Annotated in this window: 21 protein-coding genes; 16 read left to right on the forward strand and 5 right to left on the reverse strand. The window is 69.8% G+C overall.

Annotated elements, in window-relative coordinates:
• Nucleotides 1-132: 132 nt before the first annotated feature.
• The 3 genes from AB0I81_RS40430 to AB0I81_RS40440 are packed head-to-tail and all read right to left on the reverse strand — an operon-like array spanning nt 133 to nt 3052.
• Nucleotides 133-915, reverse strand: a complete 783-nt coding sequence (locus AB0I81_RS40430; RefSeq protein ID WP_360668684.1) for a glucose 1-dehydrogenase — start codon at nt 913-915, stop codon at nt 133-135.
• Nucleotides 912-1922, reverse strand: coding sequence for a DUF4432 family protein (locus tag AB0I81_RS40435; RefSeq protein ID WP_360668687.1), 1011 nt, complete (start codon nt 1920-1922; stop codon nt 912-914). Before AB0I81_RS40435 ends, AB0I81_RS40430 begins: the two co-directional genes overlap by 4 nt.
• Entirely contained in the window at nt 1919-3052 is a 1134-nt protein-coding gene (locus tag AB0I81_RS40440; RefSeq protein ID WP_360668690.1) for a DUF4185 domain-containing protein, read from the reverse strand. Before AB0I81_RS40440 ends, AB0I81_RS40435 begins: the two co-directional genes overlap by 4 nt.
• Nucleotides 3053-3170: 118 nt before the next feature.
• On the opposite strand from AB0I81_RS40440, the gene AB0I81_RS40445 reads away from it, so the two are divergent.
• From AB0I81_RS40445 to AB0I81_RS40465, 5 genes are all read left to right on the forward strand, one after another.
• Nucleotides 3171-3380 (forward strand): hypothetical protein, encoded by a 210-nt coding sequence (locus AB0I81_RS40445; protein WP_360668693.1) that lies wholly within the window; start codon nt 3171-3173, stop codon nt 3378-3380.
• Between the two features lie 205 nt (nt 3381-3585).
• Nucleotides 3586-5196: an ATP-binding cassette domain-containing protein gene (locus AB0I81_RS40450; RefSeq protein WP_360668696.1), complete on the forward strand. Its 1611-nt coding sequence runs from the start codon at nt 3586-3588 to the stop codon at nt 5194-5196.
• An 88-nt stretch (nt 5197-5284) separates the two neighbouring features.
• The gene (locus AB0I81_RS40455) at nt 5285-6085 is read left to right on the forward strand and encodes a hypothetical protein (RefSeq protein WP_360668699.1); all 801 of its coding nucleotides are present in this window, start codon (nt 5285-5287) and stop codon (nt 6083-6085) included.
• A gap of 115 nt (nt 6086-6200) precedes the next feature.
• Entirely contained in the window at nt 6201-7694 is a 1494-nt protein-coding gene (locus tag AB0I81_RS40460; protein ID WP_360668701.1) for a sigma-70 family RNA polymerase sigma factor, read from the forward strand.
• An 83-nt stretch (nt 7695-7777) separates the two neighbouring features.
• A complete protein-coding gene (locus AB0I81_RS40465; RefSeq protein WP_360668704.1) occupies nt 7778-8881 on the forward strand; it encodes a C40 family peptidase in 1104 nt (367 codons plus the stop codon).
• Between the two features lie 10 nt (nt 8882-8891).
• Here AB0I81_RS40465 and AB0I81_RS40470 read toward each other — a convergent pair whose 3' ends face one another.
• Nucleotides 8892-9383, reverse strand: a complete 492-nt coding sequence (locus AB0I81_RS40470; RefSeq protein WP_043615308.1) for an inorganic diphosphatase — start codon at nt 9381-9383, stop codon at nt 8892-8894.
• 84 nt (nt 9384-9467) lie between these two features.
• On the opposite strand from AB0I81_RS40470, the gene dacB reads away from it, so the two are divergent.
• The 11 genes from dacB (at nt 9468) to AB0I81_RS40525 (ending at nt 19337) form a co-directional block, all read left to right on the forward strand.
• Nucleotides 9468-10892, forward strand: a complete 1425-nt coding sequence (gene dacB / locus AB0I81_RS40475) for a D-alanyl-D-alanine carboxypeptidase/D-alanyl-D-alanine-endopeptidase (protein WP_360668707.1) — start codon at nt 9468-9470, stop codon at nt 10890-10892.
• A 57-nt stretch (nt 10893-10949) separates the two neighbouring features.
• Entirely contained in the window at nt 10950-12026 is a 1077-nt protein-coding gene (locus AB0I81_RS40480; protein ID WP_360668710.1) for a zinc-dependent metalloprotease, read from the forward strand.
• A gap of 199 nt (nt 12027-12225) precedes the next feature.
• Entirely contained in the window at nt 12226-13227 is a 1002-nt protein-coding gene (gene tilS / locus AB0I81_RS40485; protein WP_360668713.1) for a tRNA lysidine(34) synthetase TilS, read from the forward strand.
• A gap of 10 nt (nt 13228-13237) precedes the next feature.
• Complete coding sequence (gene hpt, locus AB0I81_RS40490) at nt 13238-13789, forward strand: hypoxanthine phosphoribosyltransferase (RefSeq protein ID WP_360668716.1); 552 nt, start codon at nt 13238-13240, stop codon at nt 13787-13789.
• Between the two features lie 237 nt (nt 13790-14026).
• Complete coding sequence (gene ftsH, locus AB0I81_RS40495; RefSeq protein ID WP_360668719.1) at nt 14027-16021, forward strand: ATP-dependent zinc metalloprotease FtsH; 1995 nt, start codon at nt 14027-14029, stop codon at nt 16019-16021.
• Complete coding sequence (gene folE / locus AB0I81_RS40500; RefSeq protein ID WP_360668722.1) at nt 16018-16596, forward strand: GTP cyclohydrolase I FolE; 579 nt, start codon at nt 16018-16020, stop codon at nt 16594-16596. The genes ftsH and folE overlap by 4 nt, the downstream gene beginning before the upstream one ends.
• Nucleotides 16597-16706: 110 nt before the next feature.
• On the forward strand, nt 16707-17513 hold the full coding sequence (gene folP, locus AB0I81_RS40505; protein WP_360669098.1) for a dihydropteroate synthase: 807 nt from the start codon (nt 16707-16709) through the stop codon (nt 17511-17513).
• Entirely contained in the window at nt 17510-17956 is a 447-nt protein-coding gene (locus AB0I81_RS40510; RefSeq protein ID WP_360668724.1) for a nuclear transport factor 2 family protein, read from the forward strand. The genes folP and AB0I81_RS40510 overlap by 4 nt, the downstream gene beginning before the upstream one ends.
• Nucleotides 17922-18311 carry a dihydroneopterin aldolase gene (folB, locus tag AB0I81_RS40515; protein ID WP_360668726.1) on the forward strand — a complete coding sequence of 130 codons (390 nt, stop codon included), beginning with the start codon at nt 17922-17924 and terminating at the stop codon, nt 18309-18311. Before AB0I81_RS40510 ends, folB begins: the two co-directional genes overlap by 35 nt.
• Nucleotides 18312-18372: 61 nt before the next feature.
• The gene (gene folK / locus AB0I81_RS40520) at nt 18373-18876 is read left to right on the forward strand and encodes a 2-amino-4-hydroxy-6-hydroxymethyldihydropteridine diphosphokinase (protein ID WP_360668728.1); all 504 of its coding nucleotides are present in this window, start codon (nt 18373-18375) and stop codon (nt 18874-18876) included.
• Complete coding sequence (locus AB0I81_RS40525) at nt 18873-19337, forward strand: DUF3180 domain-containing protein (protein ID WP_360668730.1); 465 nt, start codon at nt 18873-18875, stop codon at nt 19335-19337. The genes folK and AB0I81_RS40525 overlap by 4 nt, the downstream gene beginning before the upstream one ends.
• On the opposite strand, the gene AB0I81_RS40530 is transcribed toward AB0I81_RS40525, so the two are convergent.
• Nucleotides 19334-19516, reverse strand: coding sequence for a hypothetical protein (locus AB0I81_RS40530; RefSeq protein WP_360668732.1), 183 nt, complete (start codon nt 19514-19516; stop codon nt 19334-19336). The two genes, AB0I81_RS40525 and AB0I81_RS40530, sit on opposite strands and share 4 nt — an antisense overlap.

The following is a 19516-nucleotide window of genomic DNA, read 5'->3' on the forward strand; positions in this document are numbered from 1 at the left end:
AGGGTCGCGTGCCCCGGCCCGCACAGTCACTCGTATCAGCGTGATGACGTGCGAGTTCGGCGCATTGACGCAACTCTTGCCAGCTCGGGTGATCGAATGGAGGAACCCGTGGGCCTCCCATTGTTGAAATTGCTATTCGGGAAGTGCGGCGGGGTTCTGCGCGAGCAGGCCGCCGTCCACGCGGTGCTCGGCCCCCGTGATGAACGAGGAACGCGGCCCGGCCAGGAACGCCACCATCTCCGCCACCTCCTCCGGCCGCGCCACGCGGCCCAGCGGATGGGCCCGGCCCCACTGCGCCACCTGCTCCTCCTGCGACAACTCGCCCCGCCAGAGGTCGGCCGCCCAGCGCAACATGGGGGTGTCCACCGAGCCGGGGCAGACCACGTTCGCCCTGATGCCGTCGGCCGCGAGGTCCAGGGCCATGGACCTGGTCAGGCCGTTGAGCGCGGCCTTGCTCGCGGTGTAGGCGGCCACCCGCGCCTGCGAGGAGAACGCCTGCACCGAGGACATGACGACGATCGAGCCGCCGCCGCGCTCGCGCAGCCTGGGGACGGCCGCCCGGCAGGTGAGGTAGACGCCCTTGAGGTTGATGTCCATGACCTCGTCCCAGACGTCCTCGGAGGTGTCCTCGACGCTGCCGTAGCGCTGCACGCCCGCGCAGGTCACCACGATGTCGAGCCCGCCGTACCGGCTCACGGCCAGCTCCACCAGGTCGCGCATCTCCCCGGCCCTGCGCACGTCGGCGATCCTGCCGGTGACGCGCCCGCCGTCCTTGTCGGTATCTGTGTCGGCGTCCTTGTTCACACCACAGAACACCACCGACGCCCCGCCGGCGGCCAGCCGGTCCACCACCGCCCGTCCGATGCCCATCGAACCGCCCGTGACCAGCGCCACCTTGCCGTTGAACTCGCTCATGCCATGACCTCCGCGCGCCACGTCAGCACCTTTGTCTCATGCGGTTCCAGGGTGAGCGCCGTGCCGCCTGCCACGGCGGCCGCCAGGCCGTCGGTCGGCATGCTGGAGAACGGCTCAAGCCCGACCGTGTAGGCCCGTCCCCACCAGGGGTAGCCGGTGGACGCGCCCAGTTCCTGCCACATCCACAGGTACGGCAGCACGGACGCATCCCATTCCACCCGCATACCGATGTGCCCCGAAATTTCGTACCAACCCTCTTGGAAGCCGGTCACGTAGACGATGTCACTCGGCGAGCCGGGCTCCTGCACCACGCTCAGATCCGTCTCGCCGCCTCCGTCCGCGGGCACCGTGGGCCACTTCCACGGCCCGCCGGCCCTGACCCTGCGGGCCGGCGGGTTGATCGCGGTCTCGTGCGGGATCACGCCGACGCCCTGCGGCAGCCGGATCCTGGCTCCCGCGTGCAGGAACGGCCGCCCGTACACGATGTGCTGGCCCCACATGGCGTGCAGCCGCTGCCCCGACTCGTTCGTCGCCCGGCCCTCGACCTCCAGCGCCGCCGTACCGGACCGGAGCCTCATGATCTTCTCCATCCGGTACGGCAGCCGCCGCGTGCGCACGCTGAGCCGTACCGCGACCTCCTGCGGCGAGTCGGCCACGACCTCGCACTCCCACGGCAGCGCGGACACCTCGCCGTGCTGCGCCAGCCGCGCGCCCCGGTACTCGCTGGGCGCGCCGCCGTTGGGGAAGATCTCCTGCCAGCCGCCCTCGTAGTGGTCGATGAACTGGGCGACGTCGTCGGCCGCGCCCTGGAGATGGTCGCGCGGGTCGCGCAACCCCTGCGGCGAGAGCCAGACGAAGTCCGTGTCGGTGGGCTTGTGGAGGAACTCCACCACGTCGCCGCCCTTGCCGGGCAGCACGGTCACGCGCAGCCGTTCGTTCTCCAGCGTGACCGCCCGTATCCCGCCGATCGTGCCCTGCCGCAGCCGGGCCGCCCAATTGCGCCTCACCCGAAGGTCACATCCAGGAATCTCGGCCGGTAGATGGTGACGTCACGGTAGTGGTCGGTGTTGACGAAACTGTTGACGTTGTACGACACCACCAGCCCGTTTCCGGCCACGTCAGGATGGGCGTGGGCGTTGTAGGTGAAGATGTTCCCGCTCGTCTCGGGGGTGGTGTAGACGTGCTGCTTGCCGGTGAACGGCCCGAAGGGTGAGCACGAGGAGTAGGCCACGATCTCCGGGTTCAGCGGCACGGACGTGTCATGCGTGATCAGGACATATCCCGATCCGACCTTGCTGACGCTGTACTCGTTGGCCACCCCGCTCATCACCCGCGCCGAGTCCGCCTCGTTCGCCGACCAGGTGCCGTCGGCCTTCAGGTACTCCCACCGGCCGAGCAGGCTCTGCCCCTTCACCTTGGCGATGTGCATGTACTTGGTCGAGCCGAGGTCCTCGACCCCGTACACGTAGGTGTAACCCCCGTCCTTCAGCGTCGCCGAGGCCCACGCCACCTTGTGTCCCGAGGGCAGGTCGTGCACGCTGATCGGCTGGTTGAGCCGGCCGGGCGCGAACCTGGCCACCACGTTGCGGTGCCAGCGCCAGTCCCACGTGCCGGACCCGAAGCGCTCGTACTCCTGGTAGGTGACCTCGACCATGCCGCCGGCCAGGGTCGCGTCCCCGGCCCAGAACCAGTGGTCCTTGTCGCGCGGCGGCATCACGGCCGTCGGCTTCGCCGTGGTCCCGTCGTGGATGGTGGACAGGCGGCCGTTCTGCTCGACGGCGAAGGAGTTGTTCAGGAAGACCGTCGTCCCGCCCTCCTCGACCACGGGCGGGCGCGACCCGTCGGGGTTGACCCGGCCGAGGAAGGTGTCGGAGAAGATCCACAACTCCCGCCCGCTCGGCAGCCGCAGCGAGTAGGTGCCGTCGGCCCCCGTCCAGTCGTCCAGGCGGCTGTTGTCGTTGCCGTAGTTGGTGAACAGGCTGGTCAGGCGGGCGTTGGTGGTGGCGCCCTTGACGGTGGGCGCGCAGGCCGCGGTCGCCTGCGTCACGGGGGTCTCGGCCCAGACCGGCGGCGGCGCCGCCGTGAGACCGAGCAACGCGATGGCCAGGGGTGCCAGGGCGGAGCGAAGTCGCGTCATCACTTGTCCTATGGGGGGAGGGGATTCCCTACAGTTCTAGTCATTAGATCACTTACTGTCTAGGGCCCATTCGCGCCAACGGACGTGTGGCAGACGGGCCGGAACGTAGACTGACGCCATGAGCGCGATACGCGAGGAGCTCCACTCACTGGTCGACCAGCTTCCCGAAGATCGGGTGCAGCCGGTGATCGCGCTCGTCCGCGAGAACCTTCTGGCGAGCCGCCGTATGGCAGCGGCCGAGGCCCTTGAGCGAATCCGCGACAAGATGCGCGATGTGACGGGCGTCGATGAGGAGTTGGACCGGCTGCGAGAAGGGTCCCGTGGCTGACGCCTCCGACACACCTTGCGCATGTACGACGCCGTTTTCGCGCAGTTGGCACTTGATCGCAGCATCCCGCTCCTCACCACGGATGTGAAACTGTGTCATGCGATCGCGGGTCTGGTGGAGACGGAGCCGTTGCGGGGGGCTGCTCCCTGATCGGCCGGTCGAAATTGGGGTGCCGAGGGGGGAACGGGGCGGCTAGCCTGCGGGGATGGGCCATGTAGAAGTAGGACATCTGACGTACGTGCTGCCCGACGGGCGGCCACTGCTCGATGACGTGTCCTTCAGGATCGGCGAGGGTGTCAAGGCCGCGCTGGTCGGGCCCAACGGCGCGGGCAAGACGACGCTCATGCGCCTGATCGCCGGCGACCTGCAACCCGTCGAGGGCAGTGTGGCGGGCTCCGGCGGGCTGGGTGTGATGCGGCAGTTCATCGGCAGCGTGCGCGACGGCAGCAACGTCCGCGACCTGCTGCTGGGCGTCGCGCCGCCCGCCGTGCGGCAGGCGGCGCAGCGGCTGGACGAGGCCGAGCTGGCGATGATGGAGCGCGACGACGAGAAGACGCAGCTGCGTTACGCGCAGGCCATCAGCGACTACACCGACGCCGGCGGCTACGACATCGAGGTGCTCTGGGACACCTGTACGGTCGCCGCCCTCGGCACCCCCTTTGAAAACGTGAAATATCGGGACGTGTCCACGCTGTCGGGCGGCGAGCAGAAGCGCCTGGTACTCGAAGCCCTGCTGCGCGGCCCCGACCAGACCCTGCTGCTCGACGAGCCCGACAACTACCTCGACGTCCCGGGCAAGGAATGGCTGGAGCGGCAGCTCAAGGAGACGCCCAAGACCGTGCTGCTGGTCAGCCACGACCGCCAGCTCCTGGCCAACGCCGCCGACCGCATCATCACCGTCGAGTCCGGCAACATCTGGATCCACGGTGGCGGCTTCCGTACCTATGCCGAGGCCCGCAAGGCCCGTAACGAGCGCCTCGACGAGTTGCGCAGGCGCTGGGACGAGGAGCACGCCAAGCTCAAGACCCTGGTCAACATGCTCAAGAACAAGGCGCGCTACAACGACGGCATGGCCCCGGCCTACCAGGCGGCCCAGACCAGGTTGCGCAAGTTCGAGGAGGCGGGACCGCCCGAGGCCGCGCCGAACGACCAGAACATCAAGATGCGCCTGCGCGGCGGCCGTACGGGCAAGCGCGCGGTGATCTGTGAGGGGCTGGAGCTGTCCGGCCTCATGCGCCCGTTCGACCTGGAGATCTGGTACGGCGAGCGCGTCGCGGTGCTCGGCTCCAACGGCTCTGGCAAGTCCCACTACCTGCGCCTGCTGGCGGGGGAGCAGGTCGCCCACGAGGGCAGGGCCAGGCTGGGCGCCCGCGTGGTCCCCGGACACTTCGCCCAGACCCACAGCCGGCCCGACCTGCTCGGCCGTACCCCGGTCGAGATCGTCATGACCGAGCACGCCAGGCTCAAGAACGAGGCCATGAAGATCCTGGCCCGCTACGAGCTGGCCGGGCTGATCGCCGACCAGCGCTTCGACACGTTGTCCGGCGGCCAGCAGGCGCGCCTGCAGATCCTGCTGCTGGAGTTGTCGGGCGCCACGCTGCTGCTGCTCGACGAGCCGACCGACAACCTCGACCTGGCCAGCGCGGAGGCGCTGCAGGTGGGCCTGGAGGCGTTCGACGGCACGGTGCTGGCGGTCACCCACGACCGCTGGTTCGCCGCCGACTTCGACCGCTATCTGGTCTTCGGCTCCGACGGCACGGTCTACGAGTCGGCCGAGCCCGTCTGGGACGAGACCAGGGTGGTCCGGCCGCGTTGATCGTCCAAAGAGGTTGAACGTCTAAAGAGTTGGTACGTCCGGCGCGTGTCCCGTGCCAGGCGTACCATGCTCGGGTTATCACGGCAAAGTGATCCCGCGCAGCCGAACCGTCAGCCTCCTCGCACTCGGGGCAATGTGCCTGTCCGCGTGCGCCACGGAGGAGAAGCCCGTACTGGAGCTCAAGCCGCTCTCTCTCAAGGAGCAGGCCTCGAACATCGTCAAGTCCGCCGACGGGTACACCGTCAACTGGTCGGGCGTGCTCGACAACGCCAACCCGTGGCACTTCGGCGAGCACGTGGTGGCCACGATCGTCGGGCACGACGCCAAGGGCGCCGAGGTGCTCAAGATGGACCAGCCGCTCGACGCCGTGCCGCCGGGCGGCTCGCTGCCCTTCACCGGGCAGTCCAGCGTCGCGCAGAAGCCGGAGAAGGTGACGATCCAGTACCGTCCCGCGCGGTGGCGGCCGGCGGCGCGGATCGCCTCGGCCTTCCAGCGGTTCCCGATCACGCGCGTCCAGACAATGCGCCAGAAGGACGGCACATACCTTATTACGGGATATGTCGATAATCCTTATCAAATATCGGCGAGTACGCTCGTGGTGAACGCGCTGCTGCGCGACAAGGCGGGCAAACTCCTCGGCGGCGGCAGCACGTTCGTGGACGAGGTGGAGGCGGGCAGCCCGCCGCGCTTCATCCTCACGGTGAGCGGGCTGCCGAAGGGCACGCAGGTGGCCAAGACCGAGATCGCGGCCAGGACCTGGGGCTCCACCGGCCGGCCTTTCGAGGACCTGGCGCTCGGCGGTGCCGTGCCGATGCACACGGTCAAGCCCACGAGTGAGCCGTTCGCGGTGGACCGGAGTACGGCCATCGTGTCGGAATATAAGCAGTAATCTGTGCAATTAGCGCGATTTATCCGCACAGAATTCTGGTGCGCTCGCCGACAAGCCATGCCATCAGCCTGGAACCGGTAGAACTACAAGTTACCGATCCATTACCTTCGGTAACATGAATGATCGCGTCCTGGTCGAAGCACTTCGCGCCCGTGACCCAGGAGCGCTCACCGCGCTCTATGACGCGTACGCGGGGCACGTCTACCGCTACTGCTGGTCCCTGCTGCTGAGCGCCGACAGCGCCCAGGTGGCGCTCCGCGACACGCTGATCGCCGCCGAGGCGCACGCGAGCGCGCTGGCCGACCCGGACCGGCTGCGTGCCTGGTTGTACGCGCTGGCCCGGGCCGAGTGCCTGCGCCGCAGTGCCGCCGCGCCGCCCGGCGCGGCCGAGGCCCTGGCGGAGGCGCCGGCGCCGGACGACCCCGGGGACGCCGACCTGCGCGTCATGGCCTGGAACGCCGTGCGCGGCCTGCCCATGGCCGACAGGGAGGTGCTGGAGCTCGTCCACCGGCACGAACTGCCCGCCGCCGAGCTGGCCCAGGTGCTCACGATGCCGCCGCGCCAGGTGGAGCTCCTGCTTGAGGGGGCACGCGAGCGGCTGCGGGACGCGATCACCGTCGAGGTCCTGGCCAGGAAGGCGCCGTACGACTGCCCGCGGCGCGCCCGCATCATGGCCGGTTCCGCCGGCGAGCTGACCGACGAGATGCGCGAGCACCTGGTCAGGCACCTACCGCGGTGCGAGATCTGCGCGCCGCACCGCACCCGCGAGGTCTCGCCCGTCAAGGTCTACGAGCTGCTGCCCGCGGCAGTGCTGCCCGAGGCCCTGCGCATCCGGGTGATGAGCTGCTTCCTGGATCCCGAGTTGCTGCCCTACCGGCGTTATGTCGCCAGGCGTACGGGTTTGCTGGGAGCCGCCGGGTTTCCCGTTCCCACCGAGAAACCGGTTCGGAGGTGGCCCCAGGCTGTGGCGGGCGCGGTGGCGGCGGTCGCGACCGTGGTGGCGATAGCGATGATCTTCGACCAGATCGGCAGGGACAACGGCGGGCTCAGCGGCGTGGCCACGGCCGCGTTCCCCGCGACGGGGGAGCCGCCCGGCATCCGGCTGCCATGGGAGGGTGATCCGCAGGACATGCCGCTGACCGTGGTCCCCATCGTCGACGACACCGCGGCGCATCCGCTCATGATGACCGCGCCGCCGACGCAGGGGCCGCCCTCCCTCCTGCCCCCCTACCTGCGGCCACGGCCCACCGCCGGGCCGCCACTCTCGCCCGTCACCGGCGGCCCCGAGCCGGCCCGGCCCTCAGCAGAGCATCCTCCGTCTGGGGAAGGGCCTGGAGAGGGGCCTGGAGAGGGGCCTGGGGAAGATCCGCCTCCGCCGGGAGAGCAGGAGCCACCTGGAGAGGGGCCGCCGCCGAAGCCGACGTCGCCCGAGGAGCCGCCGCCGTCCGGCCCCGCCACCCGTACCCCCTGCCCGACCCCCACCCCCACCCCCGCGCCGACTCCCACCCAGACCCCCACCCCGACGGCCACGCCGACGGAGCCGGCCACCCCCACCCCCACCGAGGCGGCGCCCGGCACGGAGCCCTCCACCAGCCCTGGCCAAAACTGATCAAGCGTTCGGATAATTACGTTACGTGAGGGCATTGCCGGGAACTGTGTGCATAGAGTTACCATTTGCTTTCAGGGGGACCTATGCGCGCATTTCGGGCCGGGCTCCTCGCGGGCTGCGTGCTCGTGACCTGGTGCCCGCCGGTCGAGGCCGACCCCGACCCCACCTCGCGCGACGTCCAGAAGGCCCGCCAGACCGTACACCAGCGCTCGCGGGAGCTGGGCAGGACGACCGCCGAACTGGCCACCGCCCAGTCCCGGCTGGACGAACTGGCGGCCGAGGTGGGACGGCTGGTGGAGGCGTACAACGGGGAGGTCGTCCGGCTGGGCCAGGCCGAACAGGCCCACCAGCAGGCCACGGTACGGCTGGCGGCGGCCGACGCCGAGGTCGAGACGGCCCGGCAGGACGTGGCGCTGCTGGCCACCGAGGGCCACGGCGGGCTGGGCACGGTCGAGCCGGTCGTGGGCATGCTGCTCGACGAGGGCGGCATGGACGGGTTCCTGCACCGGGCGGGCGTGCTGGGCCACCTGAAGGGCGAGCGGTCGGCGATCCTGGCCGGGATGCGCGACGCCCAGGAGGTGGCCGCGATCCTGCGTACCCAGGCGCGGAACGCCTACGCGGCCCGCCAGGCCGCCTCGGAACGCGCCCGGCTGGCCAAGCTCGCCGCCGAGGCCGCGGTGGCCGCGCAGCAGCGCGAGACCAGGCAGCTCACGGCACGCAAGGACGACCTGCAACGCGCGGTGGACGCGGCGCGCAGCCGCGCGGAGCTGCTGGCCAGGCGGCGCGACGCGGCCCTGGCCGGGCTGGTCACCGGCGGCTCCGCGATGGGCGACGTGGCCGCGAACTGGGCGCTCACCCAGCTCGGCAAGCCGTACGTGTGGGCGGCGGACGGCCCGGCGACCTACGACTGCTCGGGGCTGTCGATGCGCGCGTGGGAGCGGGCGGGCGTGCGGCTCGACCACTGGACGGGCACCCAGTGGACCTCCGGGCCGCACGTGCCGCTCAACCAGCTACGCCGCGGGGACCTGCTGTTCTTCGCCCACGCCGCCGCCGACCCGTCGACCATCCACCACGTCGGGATCTACGTCGGGCGCGACCAGATGGTGCACGCCCCGCAGACCGGCGACGTGGTGCGGGTCACCTCGATCTGGAGAGGGGACCTGGTGGGCGCCACCAGGCCCCGATGACGGACGGCCGTCAGTGGTGTCCCTCTTCCTTGGCCCGGCGGAAGGAGCGCTCGATCTCGGCCTCGGCCTCGATGCGGCCCACCCAGTTGGCGCCCTCGACGGACTTGCCGGGCTCCAGGTCCTTGTAGACCTCGAAGAAGTGCTGGATCTCCAGCCGGTCGAACTCCGACACGTGATGGATGTCCTGGATGTGATGCATGCGCGGGTCGGTGGACGGCACGCACAACACCTTGTCGTCCCCGCCCTTCTCGTCCGTCATGCGGAACATCCCCACCGCCCGGCACGTGATGTAACACCCGGGGAAGGTCGGCTCCTGCAGCAGCACCAGGGCGTCCAGCGGGTCACCGTCCTCGCCCAGGGTGTTCTCGATGAAGCCGTAGTCGGCGGGGTACTGCGTGGAGGTGAACAGGAGCCGGTCAAGCCTGATCTTCCCGGTCTCGTGGTCCACTTCGTATTTGTTCCGTTGCCCCTTGGGAATCTCAACGACAACGTCGAACTCCACCGCGGTTCCTCCGCTCAGGCCCCCGGGCACCCCCGGCTGGGCGTTAATGTCTCGTAGGCGAACACAGCAGAGAGGGCGGGCGACGTGGCGCGGCACGACCGGTGGGTGATGCTGACCACGCTCGCCGTGCTCCAAGCCCTCACGATCGTCATCGGCGTTTACGCCATGACGACCGAGCTCAACCTGAGCGCGCTGACGAGCGGGTCTTCACCGACCAAGCCGACGGCGTCCCCGGCGGAAGGTTCTCCCCCCATCCCCGTGGTCACCGCGGGACCAGTGCTGGCCCAGCTTCCGGTGAGGTCAGGAGACGGACCTCTCCCGACTAAGGGTACTTTGACGCGGCAGTTGGCCAGTGCGCTGGGTGACAAAGCACTGGGTGGCCGGGTGGGCGCCGTCGTGATCGACACCGTCACCGGCGAACAGCTCTACGCCGCCAACGCCGACACGGCCGTCACGCCCGCCTCCACCACGAAGATCATCACCTGTGCCGCCGCGCTGGCCGCGCTGGGCCCCGACGCCCGCCTGTCCACCAGGACGGTCCAGGGGGACAAGCCCGGCACCGTCGTCCTGGTCGGCGGCGGCGACCCCCTCCTCGCGGGCCCCGCCGCCAAGCAGGAGGACTACCCGGTGCAGGCCCGCCTGTCCGACCTCGCCGACCGCACCGCCGCCAAGCTGAAGTCGCAGAACGTCCGCAAGGTCACCCTCTCCTACGACTCCACGCTCTTCACCGGCATCACCAAGGCCCGCGGCTGGAAGCCCAACTACATCCCCGACGGCGAGGTCGCCCCCGTCCACGCCCTGACCATGGACGTGGGCCGCGCCGACCCCCGCAACAGGGCCCCGCGCGTCGCCAACCCGGCCCAGTACGCCGCCACCGCCTTCGCCAGGCTCCTGGCCAAGGAGGGCATCACCGTCTCGAAGTCGGTACGCCCCGCCAAGGCCCCGGCCGGCGCCCCCGAACTCGGCAAGGTCGAATCCGCCCCCCTCTACGCCCTTGTCGAGCACACCCTGACCCGCAGCGACAACGACATGGCCGAGGCCCTGCTGCGGCACGTGGCGCTCAAGGAGGGCCAGGAGGCGTCCTTCGCGGGCGGCGCCAAGGCCGTCGCCGCCGTGCTCCAGCGACTCGGGATCGCGCGGGACGTCTCACTCGACGACGGCAGCGGCCTGTCCACCCGCAACCGCATCAGCCCCAACGCCCTGGCCAAGGCCATCGCCCTGGCCGGCTCCGCGAACCAGCCCGGCCTGCGCGCCGTCGCCTCCGGGATGCCGATCGCCGGCTTCTCCGGCACGCTCGGCAACGGCCGGCGTTTCGTCGGGAGCGACAGCAAGGGCCAGGTGGGTCTCGTACGCGCCAAGACCGGCACGCTCAACCACGTCAACACGCTGGCCGGACTGGCCACGACGAAGGACGGGCGGGTGGTCACGTACGCGTTCATGGCCGACCGCGTACCGATCAACGCCGAGCCCGTGCTCGACCGCCTCGCGGCGATTGTGGCGCGCTCGTAGCGAACGACTGGCGCAGCTCCTTCGCAGGCTCGACCCGAACCACGTACGGTGGACGGTATGCAGGTGATCGACTGGGATCTGGCCGTCACGACCGGGACGCGCCTCGTGCGCCCCGGCCCTCAGGTGAGCCGGGAGGAGGCCAGGCAGGCCGTCGCCGAGCTCCGTACCCTGTCGCGCGAGGCCGAGGGCCACGTCCGGCAGTTCACCAAGATTCACACCGAGACCGCGCCGCAACCGGCGACGGTCGTGGACCGGCCCGGCTGGATCAAGGCCAACGTCCAGGGCTTCCGCGTGGTGCTCGAACCGCTGACGCAGCGGATGGGCGCCAGCGCCAACCAGGCGCCGGCCATCGTCTCGGCCGTGGGCTCCCGCATCACGGGCGTCGAGGTCGGGGCCGTGCTGGCCTTCCTCGCCTCACGCGTGCTCGGGCAGTACGAGCTGTTCCTGCCCCCTGACCCGACGGGCCAGGAGCCAGTCGGCCGGCTGACGCTCGTCGCGCCCAACATCGTGCACGCCGAACGCGAGATGGGCGTCAACCCCCGCGACTTCCGCCTGTGGGTGTGCCTGCACGAGGAGACGCACCGGGTGCAGTTCACGGGCGTGCCGTGGCTCCGCGAATACGTGCGCGGGCAGATGACCGAGTTCCTGCTCGCCTCCGACCTCGACCTGCCCACGCTGCTCGAACGCCTGCGCACCGCCGCCGACACGGTGGCCGACGTGGTGCGCGGCGGCGAGGGCAACCTCATCGACGCCATCCAGTCGCCCGGCCAGAAGGAGATCCTCGACCGCCTGACCGCCGTGATGACCCTCGTGGAAGGCCACGGGGACTACGTCATGGACGCGGTGGGCCCGTCGGTGGTGCCCTCGGTCGCCGAGATCCGCGCCGCGTTCGCCCAGCGCCGCGAGGGCGGCTCCCGCCTGGACCGCACGGTGCGGCGACTGCTGGGGATCGAGGTCAAGATGAAGCAGTACGCGGAGGGCTCGGCCTTCGTGCGCAAGGTGGTGGACCGGGTCGGCATGGACGGCTTCAACAAGGTCTGGACCTCGCCGGAAACCCTCCCCACCACCCCGGAGATCGCCGACCCCGACGCCTGGATCAGCCGCGTGATCGGCACCCCGGCCCTCCCCGCCTGACCCCGCGCCGCCCCCGATCCGCGCGGAACCGGGGGCGTCCTGCACCGACCGTCAGGCGCGTGCACCGACCGTCAGGCGCGTGCACCGACCGTCAGGCGCCCGCGTCGACCGTCAGGCGCCTGCGCCGGCCGTCAGGCGCGTGGTGCGACCGGGACGCGCCGTCAGGCGTCGGCGCGTGGTGTGGCGGGGACGCGTCACAATGGCACCCGTGGGCCCACATCCAGCCGTAGCCGACGTTCGCCGAGCCGTTCGTGAGGCGCTTGCCGACGTGGCGCGGGATGCCCTGGTGCTGACCGCCTGCAGCGGCGGCGCCGACTCGCTGGCGCTGGCGGCCGGGCTGGCGTTCGTGGCTCCCCGGATGGGGTTGCGGGCCGGGCTGGTGACGGTGGATCACCAGCTTCAGTCCGGTTCGGCCGAGCGGGCCGGCACGGTGGCAGGCATCGCCGGTGAGCTGGGGCTGACGCCGGTGGAGGTGCTCACCGTCACCGTCGGCACGGAGGGCGGCCCCGAGGCGGCGGCACGGGAGGCCAGGTACGCGGCGTTGCGTGAGGCGGCCGACCGGCTGGGGGCCGAGGCGGTGCTGCTCGGGCACACCAGGGACGACCAGGCGGAGACCGTGCTGCTCGGCCTGGCCAGGGGGAGCGGTCCCCGGTCGTTGTCCGGGATGGCGTCCAGGACCGGCCGCTACCGCCGGCCCCTGCTCCATCTCCCCAGGTCCACCACCGTGACCGCCTGCCGGGAACAGGGCCTCGTCCCGTGGGACGACCCGCACAACGACGATCCCCGCTACACACGGGTCAGGGTCCGTCACAAGGTGCTGCCGGTCCTGGAGGAGGAACTCGGGCCGGGGGTGGCCGAGGCGCTGGCGCGGACGGCGGCGATGGCGCGGGAGGACGCGGACGCGCTCGACGAGTGGGCGGAATCGGCGTACCAGGATTGCGCTCTAAGCGATATTGGCGCGTCGGTGAAGCTGGCTGTGGCGGAGCTGGAGAAGCTGCCCGACGCCGTCAGGCGGCGAGTGTTGCGGCGCGCGGCGATCGCCGCCGGAGCACCGTCCGGAGCCCTGTCGGCGACCCACGTACTGGCGGTGGACCGGCTGGTCACGCGGTGGCGCGGGCAGAAAGCGGTGGATCTGCCGGGAGGTCTGTCCGCCATCCGGCGGTATGGCACCCTGATAATCGCCATCAGTCCCATCGCGTAAGGAACCACAGGTGGACGCTGCCGACATGGGCAATGACCTGGAGAAGGTCCTCATCCCCGAGGACGAGCTCCAGAGCAAGATCAAAGAGCTCGCCGGCCGGATCGACGAGGACTACGCGGGCAAGGACATCCTGCTCGTGGGGGTGTTGAAGGGCGCGGTCATGGTGATGGCCGACCTGGCCAGAGCGTTGCACGTGCCGGTGCAGATGGACTGGATGGCGGTGTCGTCGTACGGGGCGGGCACCAAGTCCTCCGGCGTCGTACGCGTGCTGAAAGACCTCGACACCGACATCCTGAACCGCCATGTGCTGATCGTCGAGGACATCATCGACTCCGGCCTCACCCTGCACTGGCTGCTGGAAAACCTGAAGTCGCGCAATCCGGCCTCGCTGGAGATCTGCGCGGCACTGCGCAAACCAGACGCGGTGAAGGTGCCGATCGAGGTCAAATACGTGGGGTTCGACATTCCCAGCGAGTTCGTCATCGGTTATGGCCTCGACTACGCGGAGCGATACCGGAACCTGCCGTTCATCGGCACCCTGGCGCCGCACGTTTATAAGTAGCGTTTCCGGGTTGGCCGGGAACATCGCGCAACGTGACGTACGTTGATAGGGCAAGACCGGTGTAGCGGGCGGGTCCCTCCGTGTGCTGTCCCGGTGTACCTTCAGACTCCGGGAGGGTGACCACGTGTCCCCTTCGGGTAGTCAGAAGTCGCGGTGTCGGATGCCGCGGCCCCGGGCGTGCCCGGGGTTCCAGGCCATGGTCAGGAAGGGACGGGCCCGCAAGGGGTTCCGCATCGGATGGATCTCAAGCGATTTACACGTGGGCCACTGCTGTGGATCCTGGGCATCGTCGTGCTGCTCCTCCTCGTCACTCAGCTCTGGAGTGGCGGTGGAAATTACAAGACAGCCGACACGTCCTTGGTTCTTCAGCAGATCCGGGCCGGAAACGTCAGCAACGCCAAAATCGTCGACAAGGACAACCGGATCGAGGTGACGCTGGTCAACCCGGTCCCGGTCAAGAAGGGCGACCCACCGGCGAAGCTCATCCAGTCCGACTGGGTCACCGGTTACGGCGCCAAGCTGACCGACGAGCTGCAGGCTCAGGTCGACGCGAAGAAGACCACAAGCTTCACCACCGAGGTGCCCCAGGAGAACATCCTGCTCAGCCTCCTGGTGAGCTTCCTGCCGATCGTCATCATCGTGCTGCTCTTCCTGTTCATCATGAACCAGATGCAGGGCGGCGGCTCGCGGGTGATGAACTTCGGCAAGTCCAAGGCCAAGCTCATCACCAAGGACACCCCGAAGACCACCTTCGCCGACGTCGCGGGCGCCGATGAGGCCATCGAGGAACTCCAGGAGATCAAGGAGTTCCTGCAGGCCCCGGCCAAGTTCCAGGCGATCGGCGCCAAGATCCCCAAGGGCGTGCTGCTGTACGGCCCGCCCGGCACCGGCAAGACGCTGCTGGCCCGCGCGGTCGCCGGCGAGGCGGGCGTGCCGTTCTACTCGATCTCCGGTTCCGACTTCGTCGAGATGTTCGTCGGTGTCGGCGCCTCGCGGGTGCGCGACCTGTTCGAGCAGGCCAAGGCCAACGCCCCGGCGATCATCTTCATCGACGAGATCGACGCCGTCGGCCGCCACCGCGGCGCCGGCCTGGGCGGCGGTCACGACGAGCGCGAGCAGACGCTCAACCAGCTGCTCGTCGAGATGGACGGCTTCGACGTCAAGGGCGGCGTGATCCTCATCGCCGCGACCAACCGGCCCGACATCCTCGACCCGGCGCTGCTGCGTCCCGGCCGGTTCGACCGGCAGGTCACCGTGGACCGTCCCGACCTGGAGGGCCGCAAGGGCATCCTCAAGGTGCACGGCCGCGGCAAGCCGTTCTCGCCCGACGTCGACCTCGACGTCATCGCGCGGCGCACCCCCGGCTTCACCGGCGCCGACCTGGCCAACGTGATCAACGAGGCGGCCCTGCTCACCGCGCGGGCCGACCAGAAGCTGATCACGATGGACACCCTCGAAGAGGCGATCGACCGTGTCATGGCAGGACCCGAGCGCAAGACGCGGGTCATGTCCGACAAGGAAAAGAAGATGATCGCCTACCACGAGGGCGGTCACGCGCTGGTGGCGCACGCGCTGCCCAACTCCGACCCGGTCCACAAGATCACGATCCTGTCCCGCGGCCGCGCGCTCGGTTACACGATGACGCTGCCGATGGAGGACAAGTTCCTGGCCACCAGGTCGGAGATGATGGACCAGCTCGCGATGCTGCTCGGCGGCCGCGCGGCGGAGGAGCTCGTCTTCCACGAGCCCACCACCGGTGCCTCCAACGACATCGAGAAGGCCACGGCCGTCGCCCGCCGCATGGTGACCGAATACGGCATGAGCGAGCAGCTCGGCGCCCGTAAGTTCGGCTCCGGCCAGGCGGAGGTGTTCCTCGGCCGCGAGATGGGCCACGAGCGCGACTACTCCGAGAAGATCGCCTCGTCGATCGACGAGGAGGTCCGCCGGATGATCGAGACGGCGCACGACCAGGCGTGGGACATCCTGGTCGAATACCGCGACGTGCTCGACAACCTGGTGCTGGAGCTCATGGAGAAGGAGACCCTCTCCCGCGAGATGGTGCTGCAGATCTTCGCCCCGGTGATCGTCAAGGAGCACCGTCCGTCCTATGCGGGTTACGGCAAGCGGCTCCCCTCGGACCGCCCGCCGATCCTGACGCCCAAGGAGCAGTCGACCAACGGCTCGCTCACCGCGGGGCACCAGGACGCCCTGCCGTCAGGGGACAGTGCGTGACCCAGCACGACGTCGACCTCGGGCGGATCGAGAAGGCCGTACGCGAGATCCTCTACGCCATCGGCGAGGATCCTGAGCGTGACGGCCTCCTCGAGACGCCCGCCCGGGTCGCCCGCGCCATGGCCGAGCAGTATTCGGGGCTCGGCCAGACGCCTGAAGAGGTGCTGAACAAGGTCTTCGACGTCGACCACGACGAGATGGTGCTCGTGCGCGACATCGAGGTCTACTCCACCTGTGAGCACCACCTCGTGCCCTTCCACGGCCTGGCCCACGTGGGCTACATCCCCAACGAGCGGGGCCAGGTCACGGGCCTGTCGAAGCTGGCCCGCCTGGTGGACGTGTTCGCCCGCCGCCCGCAGGTGCAGGAGCGCATGACCTCCCAGATCGCCGACGCGCTCATGCGCGTGCTGGAGCCGCGCGGGGCCATCGTGATCGTCGAGGCCGAGCACCTGTGCATGACGATGCGGGGCGTACGCAAACCGGGTGCCAAGACCGTGACCTCGGCCGTTCGCGGCGATTTCCGCACCAGCGACAAAACTAGGTCCGAAGCCATGGCGCTGATCCTGGGCCGCTGAGGAAGCGAACGGGGTACCCACGATGTCAGCAGGTGTGGGGAAGCGCCTAGGCTTGGCCCATGACTAGCGTGCCCATCAGCGTGCCGGGAGGTGCGGACCGGTGCCTTGTCATGGGTGTGGTCAATGTGACGCCTGATTCGTTCTCCGACGGCGGCATGTGGTTCGACGAGGCGGTCGCCATCGAGCACGGCCTCGATCTGGTCCGGCAGGGCGCCGACATCGTGGATGTGGGCGGCGAGTCCACCCGTCCGGGCGCGGCGCGGGTCTCCCTGGAGGAGGAGCTCGTCCGGGTCGTACCGGTGATCAGGGCGCTGAGCTCCGAGGGGATCGCGGTCAGCGTCGACACGATGCGCGCCGAGGTCGCCAGGGCCGCGGTCGAGGCGGGCGCGCAACTGGTCAACGACGTGAGCGGCGGCCTGGCGGATCCGGAGATGCCGCGCGTGGTGGCCGCCACCGGAGTGCGGTACGTCGTGATGCACTGGCGCAACCACAGCCATGACATGTACGCCCGAGCCGTCTACGCCGACGTCGTGACGGAGGTGCGTGAGGAGTTGAGCAAACGGGTGGATCTGGTGCTGGCCGAAGGCGTCACGGAGGAGCAGATCGTGCTCGATCCGGGCCTCGGCTTCGCCAAGAACGCCGAGCACAACTGGGCGGTACTCGCCGGCCTTCCGCAGCTGGCAGAGCTGGGCTTCCCGCTGCTGGTCGGGGCATCGCGCAAGCGGTTCCTCGGGCGGCTGCTCGCCGATCCTGACGGCACGCCCAGGCCGTTCAGCCGCAGTGATGATGCCACGCTGGCCGTGACGGCGCTGGCCGCGCAGGCCGGCGCGTGGTGCGTGCGCGTGCACGAGGTAGGTCCCAATGCCGATGCCGTGCGCGTGGCGGCCGCATGGAAGAGAGCCGGAGCAGGCACATGAGCGTCGACACCGCCGCGATCGAAACGGTCAACCAGGAGTTCTACACCGCGATCGAGAGCGCGGACCTGGACAAGATGACCGAGGTCTGGGCCGAGGACACCGCCGATGACCAGGTGAGTTGCGTGCACCCCGGGTGGACGCTGCTGACCGGCCGCTCGGAGGTGCTGCGGTCGTGGGCCCTGATCATGGCGAACACCACTTACATACAGTTCGTGCTGACCGACGTCAACACGACCGTCCTCGGTGACGTGGCCGTCCTGACCTGCGTGGAGAACATCCTGACCGCGGGGGAGGAGGGCGAGTCCAGCTTCGCCGCGGGCAAGGTGGTGGCCAGCAACGTCTACCTCCGCACCCCGCAGGGCTGGCGGTTGTGGATGCACCACGGCTCGCCCGTCCTGCAGGGCGACGATGACGAGGAGGAGGACGGCGAGCTTGAACGCTGATCGCATCACCCTCAAGGGCCTGCGGGCCCGGGGGAGACACGGCGTGCTCGCTGCCGAGCGGGAGCTCGGGCAGGAGTTCGTGGTGGACGCGACGCTGTTCCTCGACACCGCGCCGGCCGCGGCCGGCGACGACCTCACCAAGACCGTTCACTACGGCGAGCTGGCGCAGGCGCTGACCGAGGTGGTGGAGGGCGAGCCGGTCGAGCTGATCGAGACGCTCGCGCAGCGCCTGGCCGAGGTCTGCCTGGCCAGCGAGCTGGTGCGCAGGGCCGAGGTGAGTGTGCACAAGCCGGCGGCGCCGATCCCGCTGCCGTTCGACGACGTGATCGTGACGATCGAACGGAGCCGCGCATGACCCACCCCTTCAGGAAGAACCACGCCTGCAAGAAGAGCGACCCGAGTCGGCGGAGGCGCGGATGAAGGTCGTGCTCTCACTCGGCAGCAACCTGGGGCGCCGGTTCACGACGCTGCAGGGCGCCGTGGACACCCTGTTCGACGCCCCCGGCCTGGAGTTCATCGAGGCCTCCCCCGTCTACGAGACCGACCCCGTCGGCGGCCCCGGCGGTCAGCGGCCCTACCTCAACGCGATCGTGGTCGCCGAGACCACGCTGGAGCCGCGCACGCTGCTGGAGCGGGCGCAGGGCGTGGAGAACGCCTTCGGCCGCGAACGCCTGGAGCGCTGGGGGCCGCGTACCCTCGACATCGACCTGATCGTGGTGGGCGAGACCGTCTGCGACGACCCCGACCTCACGCTGCCGCACCCGCGGGCCCATGAGCGTGCCTTCGTGCTCGTGCCCTGGTCGAAGGCGGACCCGGGAGCCGTGGTGCCCGGTCGCGGGCCGGTGAGTGAGCTGCTGGAAGGGGTCGGGGAGCAGGGCGTACGCCTGCGTGAGGACCTGAGACTGCAGAGGCCCGATTGAAGCCCACCCGCCCCGGCCCGCTGGTCGGCATCCTCGTCGTCGTGGCTCTGCTCACGTGGGCGGTGATCAGGCCGATCTACTCCGGCATGGCGCTCCTGCCGTGGACCGCGATCCCCACGATGTTGCTGCTGGCCCTCGGCGAGGGCTACAGCGCCTGGGCGGTCAAGGCCAGGATCGCCAGGAAGCCGGGCACCAAGCCGGTGGAGCCGATGGCGGTGGCCAGGCTGGCGGCGCTGGCGAAGGCGTCGGCGTACGCGGGGGCGGCCTTCGGCGGGATCTTCGCCGGTTTCGCGCTGCACACGTCGCAACTCCTCGACCGGGAGACGCCGCGCGGGGAGTTCTTCATCGCGACGGGCTCGGTCGTCTCGTGCGTCGTGCTGGTCTGTGCCGCCCTCTATCTGGAGCACGCCTGCCGCATCCCGAAGGATCCGCAGGAGCGGGAGCACCCCGCGCGGGACTAACGTTCGTCGGGCAACTCGATGCCCGGCAGGTCGCCGGCGAACATGCGCTCGTACCACATGTCGCGCTGGAGCAGGCGTAGCGCGCGGCGCAGGACGTCGCTCGGCTGCTCACCCTCCCGCAGGGCTTTGCGGATGATCCGCTCGTCTTCTGCGTTGGCCCGGAAGGCGATGTCAGCCAT

Source organism: Nonomuraea sp. NPDC050404, assembly GCF_040655495.1.
GTDB lineage: Bacteria > Actinomycetota > Actinomycetes > Streptosporangiales > Streptosporangiaceae > Nonomuraea.